This is a genomic window from Haloferax sp. S1W (assembly GCF_044593955.1).
GTDB lineage: Archaea > Halobacteriota > Halobacteria > Halobacteriales > Haloferacaceae > Haloferax.
Genome location: NZ_CP172595.1, coordinates 1,819,495 through 1,832,527, shown reverse-complemented (window position 1 = coordinate 1,832,527; position 13,033 = coordinate 1,819,495). Strand labels below are relative to the sequence as shown.

General features: G+C 58.8%; 9 protein-coding genes. 6 read left to right on the top strand and 3 right to left on the bottom strand.

The annotated features are described in order from the left end of the window. Window positions 1–88: 88 nt before the first annotated feature. Complete coding sequence (aspS, locus tag ACH9L7_RS09605) at window positions 89–1,393, bottom strand: aspartate--tRNA(Asn) ligase (RefSeq protein WP_396610499.1); 1,305 nt, start codon at window positions 1,391–1,393, stop codon at window positions 89–91. A gap of 122 nt (window positions 1,394–1,515) precedes the next feature. On the opposite strand from aspS, the gene ACH9L7_RS09600 reads away from it, so the two are divergent. After that, window positions 1,516–2,250, top strand: a complete 735-nt coding sequence (locus ACH9L7_RS09600; protein ID WP_396613256.1) for a DUF4013 domain-containing protein — start codon at window positions 1,516–1,518, stop codon at window positions 2,248–2,250. Window positions 2,251–2,272: 22 nt separating this feature from the next. Here the strand turns inward: ACH9L7_RS09600 and ACH9L7_RS09595 are convergent, their stop codons facing one another. Next, window positions 2,273–2,998 (bottom strand): phosphoglycerol geranylgeranyltransferase, encoded by a 726-nt coding sequence (locus ACH9L7_RS09595; RefSeq protein ID WP_396610498.1) that lies wholly within the window; start codon window positions 2,996–2,998, stop codon window positions 2,273–2,275. 135 nt (window positions 2,999–3,133) lie between these two features. On the opposite strand from ACH9L7_RS09595, the gene ACH9L7_RS09590 reads away from it, so the two are divergent. From ACH9L7_RS09590 to ACH9L7_RS09580, 3 genes are all read left to right on the top strand, one after another. Beyond that, the gene (locus ACH9L7_RS09590) at window positions 3,134–7,387 is read left to right on the top strand and encodes an Eco57I restriction-modification methylase domain-containing protein (protein WP_396610497.1); all 4,254 of its coding nucleotides are present in this window, start codon (window positions 3,134–3,136) and stop codon (window positions 7,385–7,387) included. 67 nt (window positions 7,388–7,454) lie between these two features. Next, on the top strand, window positions 7,455–8,270 hold the full coding sequence (locus tag ACH9L7_RS09585; RefSeq protein WP_396610496.1) for a hypothetical protein: 816 nt from the start codon (window positions 7,455–7,457) through the stop codon (window positions 8,268–8,270). Between the two features lie 43 nt (window positions 8,271–8,313). Beyond that, window positions 8,314–8,451, top strand: coding sequence for a hypothetical protein (locus ACH9L7_RS09580; protein WP_396610495.1), 138 nt, complete (start codon window positions 8,314–8,316; stop codon window positions 8,449–8,451). A 23-nt stretch (window positions 8,452–8,474) separates the two neighbouring features. Here ACH9L7_RS09580 and ACH9L7_RS09575 read toward each other — a convergent pair whose 3' ends face one another. Continuing rightward, window positions 8,475–10,997, bottom strand: coding sequence for a DNA topoisomerase I (locus ACH9L7_RS09575; protein ID WP_396610494.1), 2,523 nt, complete (start codon window positions 10,995–10,997; stop codon window positions 8,475–8,477). A gap of 210 nt (window positions 10,998–11,207) precedes the next feature. Here ACH9L7_RS09575 and ACH9L7_RS09570 point away from each other — a divergent pair, with 210 nt between their 5' ends. Together ACH9L7_RS09570 and ACH9L7_RS09565 are read left to right on the top strand one after the other, a co-directional pair. Beyond that, window positions 11,208–12,611 (top strand): MATE family efflux transporter, encoded by a 1,404-nt coding sequence (locus tag ACH9L7_RS09570; protein WP_396610493.1) that lies wholly within the window; start codon window positions 11,208–11,210, stop codon window positions 12,609–12,611. 59 nt (window positions 12,612–12,670) lie between these two features. Then, entirely contained in the window at window positions 12,671–12,850 is a 180-nt protein-coding gene (locus tag ACH9L7_RS09565) for a hypothetical protein (protein WP_396610492.1), read from the top strand. Window positions 12,851–13,033: the final 183 nt, after the last annotated feature.

The following is a 13,033-nucleotide window of genomic DNA, read 5'->3' as shown; positions in this document are numbered from 1 at the left end:
TGTGTCCGGTGTGGCCACTCACCGAGCAGAACCGACTGCGTTTGTAAAAAACCGCCGTGTGTTCGTTCGACGAGAGTTGCGTCTTCGTCTAGGGACTCAGGCGTTGTCTGTCTCGCGGGAACAGAACCGCTTCCCGGATGTTGTCGAGACCGAGCATCGTCATGATGAGACGCTCGCCGCCCAGACCGAAGCCTGCGTGCGGGGGCATGCCGTACTTGAACATCTTCGTGTAGTACTCGAACGCGTCGGGGTCGAGACCCTGCTGCTCGAAGCCAGCGACGAGGTGCTCGAAGCGGTGTTCACGCTGCCCACCGGAGACGAGTTCCATGTTCGGGTGCATCATGTCGAAGCCCGTCGAGAGGGTCTCGTCGTCGTCGTGGTCCTTGATGTAGAACGGCTTGATTTCGCTCGGCCAGTCGGTGATGAAGTAGTGCTCGCCGACGTCCTCACCGAGTGCCTTCTCGCCTTCCGTGGGCAGGTCGTCGCCCCAGACGAGTTGCTCGTCGAGTTCGCCCGTCGCGTTGATGCGCTGGATGGCCTCCTCGTAGGTGAGACGCGGGAACTCGCCGGACGGCGCTTCGAACTCCTCGGCGAGGCCGAGTGCCTCGAGTTCGTCCTGGCAGTTCTCTTCGACTGCCTCGTAGGCGGCCTTGACGACGGCCTCACACACGTCCATCGCTTCGGTGTGGTCGATGAAGGCCGACTCGAAGTCGATGGAAGTCGCCTCGTTGAGGTGTCGCGGCGTGTTGTGCTCTTCGGCGCGGAAGATCGGACCGACTTCGAAGACGCGTTCGAGACCGGAGCCGACCATCAGCTGCTTGAACAGCTGCGGCGACTGGTTCATGAACGCCTCCTTGCCGAAGTACGTGATGGGGAAGAGTTCGGTGCCGCCCTCGGTACCGGTGGCGACGATTTTCGGCGTGTTGATTTCGGTGGCGCGAAGGTCGCGGAACTTCTCGCGGACGGCGCGCTGGACCTCGGCGCGAATCTCGAAGATGGCCTTCACTTCGTCCTTGCGGAGGTCGAGCGTCCGGTTGTCCAGACGCGTCGAGAGTTCGGCGTCGACCTTGCCGGAGGGGTCGAGCGGAAGCTGCGGGTCGGCCTCGGCGATGACGTCGAGGCTCTCGGGCGTGATTTCGACACCCGTCGGCGCGCGAGGCTCTTCTGCGACGTCACCGGTGACGCTGATGACGCTCTCGCGGTGGACGCCCAGACCGGTCTCGACGAGGTCCTCGTCCATCTCGTCTTTCTCGAACTTGACCTGAATCTTGCCCGTGGTATCGCGGAGAATCAGGAACGCGATGCCACCGAGGTCACGAACCTCGTGGACCCAGCCAGCGACAGTGACCGTGTCGCCGGGCTCGGCGTCGGCCGTGTACGTTCGGTTTCGCATAGGACCAGTTTCCTGACCGTGCGTGATAAATACGGTCGTTTCGCTCCCGCGAGTTATTCGGTACCACGTTCCGTTGTTGGGCGGAGGTTTATATGCTAAAACGGGACCACCTCGCCTCGAACATGGACTTCTCAGACTTCGAATCCGCGTTCGCACTCCCACTCGCCGAGGATACCTCGTTCGACACGCTCGTCACCGGGATTCTCGTCACGCTCGCATCGTTCGCGACGCCCCTCGCTGGCGTGCTCCTTGTCGGCTACGTCGCCCGCCTCGTCCGCGTCGGAAGCCGGAACGCGACCGCACTCCCCACGTTCGACGAGGTTGTTGGCATGGTCATCGAAGGCACACGCCTCTCCGCTGTTCTCGTTCTTCTCCAACTCCCCGCAGTCGGCATTGCCGTCGCCGTCCTCCAGTCAGCGGGCGCATCCCTCGCAGCACTCGTGTATGCCGCCGAGACCCAGTCGCTCCAGTACCTCGGACTCTCCGCATTCGTCGTGGTCGGCCTCGTCGCGGCCGGAATCGCAGCGCTCGTCGGAACGTACCTCTCGGCCGCTGCGACAGTTGCGCTCGCACGTGAACAGTCATTCACCGCTTCCGTTCCGGTCGCTCAAGCACTTGCCGCGGACGCTTCGTTCGTGTCTGTCGTCTCCGCTGTGGCGCTCGTCGTCTTCGGTGGTCGACTGCTCGCATTGCTCTTCGGGGCGCTCCCTCTCGGTGGTACTGTCCTCGCCGGGAGTGCGTCGTTCCTGACACTCGTCGCGTCCGCAACGCTCCTCGGACGTGGTGCACCGACGAGTGCAGACCGCACTGTCACACAGCAGTTGGAAACAAACACCGACACAATCGGGTCGGCGTAGAAAGGAAGAGAGACCGCAGTCGTTATTCTGCGTCGACGAGTTCCGCCTGCGCGTCTTTCGCGCCCTCGACGGTCTCGCGGACGGCATCGACACCTTCGTCGTGCAGGAGGTTCCCGACGACGACGGCGTCGGCGCACTTGCCCATCTCGTAGGCCGACTCGTAGTCGTGGATGCCGCCGCCGTAGAACAGCGTCGCCTCGTCCAGTGCGTCGTGGGCCGCACAGACCTTCTCCGGGTCGCCGTAGGTGCCGGAGTACTCGACGTAGATGATTTTCTGGCCGAACATCTTCTCGGCGACGCGGGCGAACGAGGCCACGTCCTCGGCGGACTGGTCGGTGTCGGCGTCGGTGTACTCGGCCACCGACGAGTCGGGGTTCAGCACGATGTACGCCTCGGTGTGGGTGCGGTCCCAGTCGAGACCGTCTTCGATGCGGACCCACTCTTTGTGCGCGCCGGTAATCCAGAAGGAGTCGCTGGCGTTGAACACCGTCGGGATGAGGTAGCCGTCCAGCGCCGGGTCGTCGATGACGACGCCGGGGTTCGACGGTTCCTGATAGATCGGCACGTCGTACTTCGCGGTAGCCTCGACGACGCGCTCCATCTTCTCTTCGGTGATGTCGAGCGTGCCGCCGATTTCGAGGGCGTCGGTGCCCGTCTCACACACGTCTTCGAACGTCTCGCCGTCGACGAGGTCTTTGTCGGGGTCGATTTTGGTGATGTGGTCCCAGTCTTCCCAGGGATAGCTCATTGGTCGGTCTATGCTTGAGGGGGGCTAAAAAGCGTGCGAAAGTTGTGGGGCTTGGGGATGTGTTCTAACAGACATCTCTGATGGATAACGAGACCATATATTTTTGTCAGTTGGGTGGTCCACTTCCATCTATCAATGAGTCAGGCGACACTCTCGCAGACGCCCTATCTAAACTCAAATCTGTTCTCCGGGTATTACCTCGAAGAACGGATTGATGATCTTGATGAGTGGGAATGCGACGATGAGGCCCAACAGGTCTTCGAGGAACTTCAGAAACTCTATGATCTTGAACGAGGGCTGGTTGAATCTTACAAAGAAGACGAACTCCTCGATTCGTGGATTGATGAGGTGCTTGACATCCTCGGTTTTGGGACGCTTTCCGAGACGACACTCCCCGATGGCGGTGGGTATAACGACCGACTCCTGTTTGAGTCCGCAGGCAAGCGCCGTGAAGCAGCCTTCGAGAAGAAAGACAACCGGTCGCAGGAAATGTACGGTCTCGCCTCGGCCCTGCTCGAAGCGAAACAATGGAACGCGGACTTCACAAAGCGCTTCAACGAGAATCGCTCGTACCGAGACGCCTCGCATCAAATAAAATACTACCTCGAACGCACCCCCGAAGAAGTTCAATGGGGTGTTCTAACTGACGGACGAAAGTGGCGACTCTACGGGACGAAAGACTACGAGACAGAGACGTTCTACGAGGTTGACCTTCCAGAGATACTGGAAGCTGGTGATCTTGAGCAATTCAAATACTTCTACTTGTTCTTCCGTCCGGCCGCATTCCGTGAAGTCGCTGGAACGACGTTCCTCGACAAGGTTTGGAACGAAAGCGAAACTGCTGCACAGGAACTCGGAGAAGACCTGCAAGATAACGTCTTCACCGCGCTTCGCGTCCTCGGAAAAGGGTTCGTCGAAACAAACGACCTCGACATCGACCCAGACGATGACGTTCGGCTTGAGGAACTGAAAGAGCAATCGCTGGTCCTTCTGTACCGGCTCATGTTTATTCTGTACGCCGAATCGCGCCATCTCATCAACCCCGACGATCCAGACCGCCAACAGGAGTACGAGGAGAACTTCAGCCTCGACCAACTCCGGCACGATATTTTAGACACGGCGGGCGAGACTGGCTCACCGAAGACGTTCGACAACTCGTACAGTGAGTTCTCCACGTCGATGTGGAGTCGGCTTCAGAACCTCTTTTCCCTCATCGACTCCGGAGAGGAGTCGCTCGGGATTCCGCCCTACAATGGCGGCCTATTCGACGACGGTCAACACGAATTCCTCGCCGACAACGAAGTCGCCGACCGATATCTCGCGGAGGTCATCTATCGACTCTCGACGACTGAGACCGACGAGGGATTCGTCCCAGCAGATTACGCCGACCTCGACACCCGACACCTCGGGACGATTTACGAAGGTCTCCTCGAACACGAATTTAGAATCGCGCCAACCCACTACGCTGCCGTCTCGGAAGACGGCGGCCAAGTCTGGAAGGACGCGACCGAAGTGAGTGTCGCCGAGGCGGTCGAAACCGTCGACGAAGGTGGCTTGTACGTCGTCAACGACGACGGAGAACGCAAGGCCACTGGTGCGTACTACACGCCGGACTACGTCGTGACCTACATCGTCGAGGAGACGGTCGACCCGCTTATCGAGGATATCGACGACACGCTCGACGAAGCAGGATTTGAACGCGGAACGCAGGAGTACGTCTTCCGCTTCGCCGACGAGGTGCTTTCACTCAAAGTATTGGACCCTGCGATGGGAAGCGGGCACTTCCTCACCAAAGCCACGGGCTACCTCGCAGAGCAGGTCATGGAACGCGTCCGTGAAGTCGAGGAAGCAGCGGGGGTGTTCGACGAACAGGATATCCGCCGCCGCGTCTCGCGGGAGTGTATCTACGGCGTGGACCTCAACGGCATGGCCGTCGAACTCGCCAAGCTTTCGATGTGGTTGGAGACCCTCGCTGCCGACCAACCGCTCGCGTTCTTGGACCACCACCTCAAGGCCGGGAACTCGCTTGTCGGGTCGGACATCACCGAGGTGCTGACGGACGATACCGAAGAAAACGGCGGTCAACTCACTCTCACGCAGTCGTTCGCGCGGGTTCGACAGCACACCCTCGAACACGTAATGGAGCTGTTTCGGGACTTACTCGCCATCGACAACGAGACTTTGGAGGATATCAAGTCGATGGAGGAACTGTACGGCGAGATTCGAGAGGACCCGCTGTACCACCGTCTGTTCGAACTCGCCAACGTCCACACAGCCGAGCAGTTCGGCCTTGAGGTGCCGTCGGGTGTCTACGAGACGATGGCTGGGGCCATAGAGGACGGTGACGAGTGGGACGAAATCGCCGAGGAGTCGTGGTTTGCCGAAGCGCAGGCGATGGCCTCTCGTGAGCAGTTCTTCCACTGGGAACTGGAGTTCCCTGAGGTGTTCTTCGGGGATGAAGGTGAGTTAGCGGATGATGCGGGGTTCGATTCGGTTGTTGGGAATCCGCCGTATGTGCGGATTCAAGAATTGAACCAGTCTAGTGAGCAGCTAAAGAACTATCTGATATGTGAGTATGATACTGCTCAGGGCAAATTTGATTTATACATCCCGTTCATTGAACGCGGTCTTGATGTTGCTGCTAGCCGGGGGATATCATGTTACATTGTGCCAAATAAGTTCATGAAAGCATCATATGGTCGGGCATTGCGCAAAGACCTATCTTCAGGAGAAAAACTGGAGTGGATCGTAGACTTCGGAGACTATCAGGTTTTCGACGGCCTGTCTACCTACACCAGCATTATTTCTTGTTCCCAGAGATGCCTCCCAAGGGCAAGATATAGTGAGGCGGATTCAGAATTCTTGGCGGATATCGAAACTACTCACTTAGAATACGCTGACCTCTCGGAATCCCCTTGGAATATTGCCGTGGGAGATGAGGCTGACTTACTTGATTCACTCCTTTCAGATTATTTGTCTCTCAGTGAAATTTCCGATGAAATATATCAGGGTGTGATTACTGGTGGAGATGACCACTTCATACTGGAACTGGTGTCAGAATCAGAGACGCACTACACTGTCCAAAGACGCGACAATAAAAAAACATACAAGATGGAAAAAGAAGTCGTGAAAACCTTCTCTAAAGGCTCGGATGTTCGTAGGCATCATTTCCAAAATGATGACAAACTTCTCCTATATCCCTATGATTCTGATGGCGATAAGTCGTCTGTAATTGAAGAAGATGTAATCAGTAGCTCATATCCAGATACCTACGCGTATCTTTGTGAGTACAGGGAAGAATTGAGTTCACGCGGGAGCGAGAGTATGGAATACCCCACTTGGTACTCGTTGTGGTGCCCTCGGTCTGAATGGAAATTCGACTCTCCGAAGATAGTCACACCAGTAATTGCAGAGTCAGGCCGCTTCGTATTCGATGAATCTGGAATGTATTTCAATGGGAGTGGAGGCGGAGGCGGGGGTGCGTATGGCATTATTTTCGGAGATGCTGAGCACACTGGCCGGTCACTATCTGCTGTCTTGAACTCCTCTGTTGCAGATTTCGTGATTCAGCATATTAGCTCGCAATTCCAGGGTGGGTTTTATGCATATAACCGGCAATACATAGAAAAAATTCCAATCCCGAGTGTTGAATCTGAACTGTGCGAATTCAACAAACAACTGAAAGATGACACAATTCTGAATAACGTTGTTCTGGATAACGAATCTCCACAAAGACTCTTAGACGTACTTGTAAGCGAATCTGAATCTGACCGGACCACGTTATGCCAGCTTAATCTCTCCCTCCTCGACTACCTCGGCAACTACTCGGACGGCGAAACCCTCGGCGAAATCGGCTTCCAGCAACCGGCCCAAGGATCCGCCGACTCGATTCTCCACGAGACCACCGAAGACAAGACCAAACTCGGCATCACGGAAGTCGAGTTCGAGCGCGAGAATCCGAACTCACTCACCGTCCACGTCGGCGTCCGCTATAAACCCGACAACCCAGAGGAGTACGAAACTGACAAAAACAACTACCACTACGTCGACCCACAACCCGCGTTCCGCATCACCGACCTCACGGAGACAGAAGCGGACTTGATAGAGGCGTTCGTCCCCGTCGCGGTGGACGAAGCCGGCGGGTTTGCCAACTTCCGAACGAACGCGACGAAGACCAATTCACCACTCGACAGGCTGGAGAAGTTGACGCTTCCTGCGGTTGACGACGTGCAGAAGGTTCTCGAACAGTACCTTGAGACGAAAGCCCGTGCCGACGAGCTAGAAGCGAAAATCGAGCGCACGGACGACCTCATCGACGAAATCGTCTACGAACTGTACGGGCTCACCGAGGAAGAAATCGCTATCGTAGAGGAGTCGGTCGAGGACTGAAGCCCCAACTCCCCGCTTCGGTGAGATATCCGAAGAATTAGGTATGATTTCGAGATAGTACGTTTTCATGGGACGTGAGGACTATCTCTATTTGATTTTCACACTTGGTGCTGTGGGTGCGGCGCTCTATCTCCTTACAGAACGTCTCCATACTGAGATCGTGAATCTCCTGCGCTCTTATCTCATCCTCAGCCTCGCTGTGCTTGTCGTCTTGATAGTTGTATTCTTGATTACGTTCAGTCGGTCTGACAGTTTTCAAGCGTGGGTTCTCGACAAGTTCGATTCTGGGGCTGACACCACGAACCGGACTCACCGTTCGTCGTGGTATGTTCGCAACACGCTCCGAGAGGAAAGCCGAGAAACGATCCGTCAGCAAGTCGAGTGGGTCAACGGAATCGATTCGAAGGCGATGAAGACGCTTCGATTCAACGTTATCATCCTCGGGGCTGCGGTTCCCGCACTTTCGTTTCTCTTGAATCAAGAGATAATCACCGATCCCGCCGACATCACGCACTCGTTTGTTGCCGCTGGTATCTCGTTTTTCGTGCTCTCCAGTGCGCTCGCGGCAGTCACGTATACATCTTCGAGCATCGAGGTTGGTCTTGGTGCGAATTCAGTGAGGGCAGTCCACCAGGAGGATTACGCTACTCACGAATTCCACGATACGTTGATGAACAGTTACTCGAAGTGGATCGAAGCGAACCGAGAGACGATTCAACTGAACTCGAACCTGATCAGCCTCACCATACTCCTGATGGTTTATGGTATCGTGTTCAGTGTCCTGGGCCTTATCGAGATTCTCATAGACCCAGTTCGGTCAATGACACTAGCGGGGGCATGCGTTTTGTTGCTCGTGACGACGCTCATATCACTCGCGTATTAGTGCGACGGTACTATTTTATACTCCTGGGCAGCAAAATACGATTATGAACGAGTACGAGCGAGAAACTAAGCCGGATGTCTTCGAGGCGGAAACGCTCTCACACAGCCCCCAGCTTGCCCGCCGCGTTCGTTCTCTCATCGGTGCCCGACTCCGCTCTTTCGCTGGTGTCGAAGAGCGATAACGGATCGCCTGAACTTTTTTTATTTAGTCAGCCGCCGCCTGCCACTTCCGAACCGTCTCCGCACCGACACCGTCAACTTTCGCAGCCACGTCGTCCGGTTCGGCCGCTTTCAGCGTCTTCACGTCCTCGTAGCCAGCGTCTTTTAATTTCTCGGCGGTCTTCGCGCCGATGCCCTTGATGCTCTCTAACTCAGACCCGCCGTCGCCGTTCTGTTGGGCCTGATACTCGCGGTAGTTGCAGATGGGACAGCCGAGTTCCCACGGTTCGCGGTCGCCGTCGTAGGTAATCCGCAGTTCCGGCAGGTCGTGTTCCTCGCACGACTCCTCGGTCACTCCGATGTCGCCACGACGGGGGAGGGGAAGCGAGTAGTCGCAGTCGGGATAGCGGGTACAGCCGACCAGTCGGGAGCCGGACCGGAGACGTTTGATAGCGAGTTCGCCACCCTCATCCTCACCACAGTCCGGGCACGACCCGATGACGAGGTCCTCTTCTTCGTCCGCTTCTTCGGCCTTACAGAGCGGACAGCCGTGGACGAACGTCTTGCGCCCGGCGAGCATCTTGATGTGGTGGAGGTCGTGTTCGTCGCAGGTCTCCTCCATGATGAGCGGCTTGCCCGTCGAGGGAAGCGGGAGCGTGTTCGTACAGTCGGGATAAGAGTCACAACCGATGAAGTACGACCCGCGGCGACTCTTCCGGACGACGAGGTCGCCGCCGCATTCGGGACACGGGCCGACGGTCTTGTCGGCCTTCAGGGAGTCCTGTAGCTGTTTGCCGAGTTCCTCGCGGGATTCCATCAGCCCCTCGAACACGTCTTCGAGAATCTCTTTGGACTCCTCGGTCACGTCTTCGAGGCTGGCCTCGCCGCGGGCGATGGCCATCATGTCGGATTCGAGTTGCGAAGTCATCTCCTCGCTGACGATGAGCTTGGCGAAGTCCTCGGAGGCCTCCACGACGGCCCGTGCGAGGCGGGTTGGTCGCGGCGGGTCGCTCTCGATGTAGCCGCGGTCGTAGAGCTTCTGGATCACGTCGTGGCGAGTTGCCTTCGTCCCGATACCCATCTGCTCCATCGTCTCGATGAGGCGCGACTGCCCGTAGCGACGGGGCGGTTGGGTCTGCTTGGCGTCGAGGTGGGTGTCAGAGAGTTCCAGTTTCTCGCCTTCTTCCACGTCGGGGACGAACGACTCGCTGGAGTTGAAATACGGATAGACCGCGTGGTAGCCCGGTTCGAGCAGGCGCTTGCCGTTGGCCTTCAGGGTGCGACCGGCCGCCTCCGCGACGACGCGGAGGTGTTCCCACACGGCGTCTTCGGCCACGGTGGCGAAGAAGCGCCGGACGACGAGTTCGTACACGTCCCACTCGTCATCAGAGAGGTCCGACGCCGAGGGGAGTTCGCCCGTCGGGTGAATCGGCGGGTGGTCGGTCGTCTCGTTGTCGCCCTCGGTGGGTTCGATTTCTTCCTGTTCGAGGAGGCTCTCGGCGTCCTCCTTGAAGCGGCGGTCGCCCTCGAACGCGCCGAGCAGTTCGCGCGGGTCGAGGTCTTCGGGGTAGACGGTGTTGTCCGTCCGCGGGTAGGTGATGTAGCCAGCAGTGTAGAGGTCTTCTGCGATGCTCATCGCCCGCTGGGCGGAGTAGCCGATAGACCCGGCGGCGCGGATGAACTGGGTGGTGTTGAACGGCGCGGGTGGCTTGTCGGTTCGGGTCCGTCGCTTGACCGCCGTGACCTCGGCGGCATCGACGCCGAGGAGGTCTTCGTAGGCTTCCTGTGCTGCCTCTTCGTCCCAGATACGTTCCGCTTCGGTGCCGTCGTCGTCGAGGTAGAAGTACTGGGCTTCGAAGGACTCAGCGGCCCCGTCGGCGTCCTTCGTAAGTTTCGAAAACAGCTCCCAGTAGTCTTCGGGGTCGAACGCCTCGATTTCGCGCTCGCGGTCGACGATGAGTTTCAGGGTCGGCCCTTGCACGCGGCCGACGGAGATGAAGTCGTTGCCGAGTTGCCGGGCCGAAAGTGAGAGGAAGCGTGTGAGCGCAGCGCCCCACACGAGGTCGATAATCTGTCGCGCTTCGCCAGCGGCCGCGAGGTCGAAGTCGAGTTCGTCGGGGTTCTCGAATGCCTCGGTCACTTCGCGCTTCGTAATCGAGGAGAAGCGAACGCGGTCGACGGGTACGTCTTCGTTCACCTCGCGGACGAGTTCGTACGCCTCCTTGCCGATGAGTTCACCCTCGCGGTCGTAGTCTGTGGCGATGGTGACCGTTCCGGCTTTGCGGGCGAGTCGCCGGAGGGCGGCGACGATGTTCTCCTGTGTCGGGTGCTTCTCGACGGGAGCGCTGATGAGTTCGACCGGCTCCACGTCGCGCCAGTCGTTGTACTCCGGCGGGAAGTCGACGCCGACGACGTGGCCCGACAGGCCGATACAGCGCTTGCCGCCCCACTTGTAGACGTTGACGCCGTTCATACGCTCTGCGGAGGCCGTTTCGCCGCTCAAGATGTCGGCGATACGCCTCGCGGCGTTGTCCTTCTCCGTGATGATGAGGTCGGGGCCGCGACTCATTGCCCGGCGATATGTCGGGGGAGGTTCTAAACCTTTCGTGGGGGAATTCGCCACATAGAGCGCTCAACGCGCGCGTATGTGGGTGTACAGGCGAGAGCGCGGTGCGCTCGCGCGCGAGAGATGTATCACGTCCCGAGAGCGTTCCGCAACCCGAAGGGCTAACCCGCCTGACTCAAACTCCCGAACGTGTCGAGCGATTCACGAATAGACATGACAGACGGGGCAATCGCCCCCAAACTGTTCGCCCTGTCGTGGCCACTCGTCGCTGGCAACCTGCTCCAGACGCTCTACAACCTCGCAGACGTGTTTTGGGTCGGTCGCGTCGGGGCCGATGCAGTCGCGGCAGTCTCGCTCATGTTCCCGACGAGTTGGATGTTCGTCTCCACCGCGATGGGCATCACCGCGGCGACCATCGCACTCGTCTCACAGCACGTCGGCGCTGGCGAGGACCGAGAGGCGGACCACGTCGTCGGACAGACGGTGCTTCTCACGCTCGCCGTCTCCGTCGCGCTCGCCGTCCTCGGATACGTTTTCAGACACCCATTACTGAGCCTTATCGGCGCAGAGGGTGCCGTCTACACCGAGGCGCTAGCGTACATCGAGGTCATCTTCCTCGCGCTGCCGCTCACGTTCCTGTTCTTCGCATTTCGGGCGGCGTTACAGGGCGCTGGCGACACCAAAACCGCCATGTGGCTGATGGTCGTCTCAGCCGGACTGAACGTCATCATCGACCCGATTTTCATCCTCGGGTGGGGGCCAATCGAGGGGATGGGAACCCGCGGTGCGGCCGTCGCAACCCTCATTGCCCGCCTGTTCGCCACGGTCGCTGGCGTCTATATCCTCCTCCGCGGCGACTGGGGCGTTCAACTCCACCTCGCGGACCTCCGTCCCGACCCTGACCGCCTGCGCAAACTCGTCGATGTCGGCTACCCGGCCTCTCTCGACGGGTGGGCGCGCAGTTTCTCGGCCGTCGTGATGGCCGCATTTGTCGCCCGGTTCGGCCCGATACCCACCGCAGCGTACGGTATCGGCCTGCGATTGATGTCTGTTTCGTGGTCCGTCTCCGGGGCCGTCGGACAGGCAACCGCGACGGGTGTCGGTCAGAACCTCGGCGCGAGAACGCCCGAGCGGGCGGCGGCGGTCACGTGGACTGCCACGGCGACCACGATGGGTATCCTCTTTGCCGCCGCCGGACTCGTGGTGGTCTTCCCCGCCGAGGCGATGCGCCTGTTCATTGACGACCAGGCGGTCATCGACGCGGGTATCACCTTCCTCCGCATCGTCGCTCCGTCGTGGGCGTTCTTCGGCGGCGTGATGGTCATTCAGGGTGCGTTCCGCGGCGCGGGCATCACGAAAGCCGCGATGGCGCTGTCGTTCCTCTCGCGGTGGATATTCCGCGTTCCCGTCGCACTCGTGGTCGCGTTCGCGTGGACCGTCACAGCTCCCGGAATCGGCTCCGTCTCCGGCCTCGCGTGGGGCGTCGAAGGCCTCTGGTGGGCCTACGTCGCCGGTGCTGTCGCATCGTTCGTCGTCGCAATCGTGTGGTTCCGCCTCGGCACGTGGCGCGAGGGCGTCATCGACCGCGGGCCGACGCCTGCCGCGGGCGACGACTGATTTCTCACGTGCTGATAGTGTGACAAAGTCTCATTTCCGACCGCGTTGAATATGCTACTATGTCTCACACTCCTGAGTTGCCAGAGCGGTACGTCTGCGATGGCTGTCACGCCGTCTACGCCGGAACAGTGACGAGAGAAAGTGGGTCGTATCACTACAGCCCGCCCGACGAGTGTGCTGCCTGCGGGACGACCGAGTTCATCGCGTTCGAGCAGTACGTGCGGCGGCGGACGCAGTAGTCAACTTGCAGTGGGTGCGTCTGGATGCGGTCGTGAGCCGCTGGCCTATTGGTCGTCATCGACATCAACGAGAAGTTAGTGCATATCGGCCCAATTGGAACGTCCAATTACTGAGATTTTATAATCAAATACAGATGACATATATTTCGATGTCCCCGAAAACTAACCGAAGAACGTTCATCA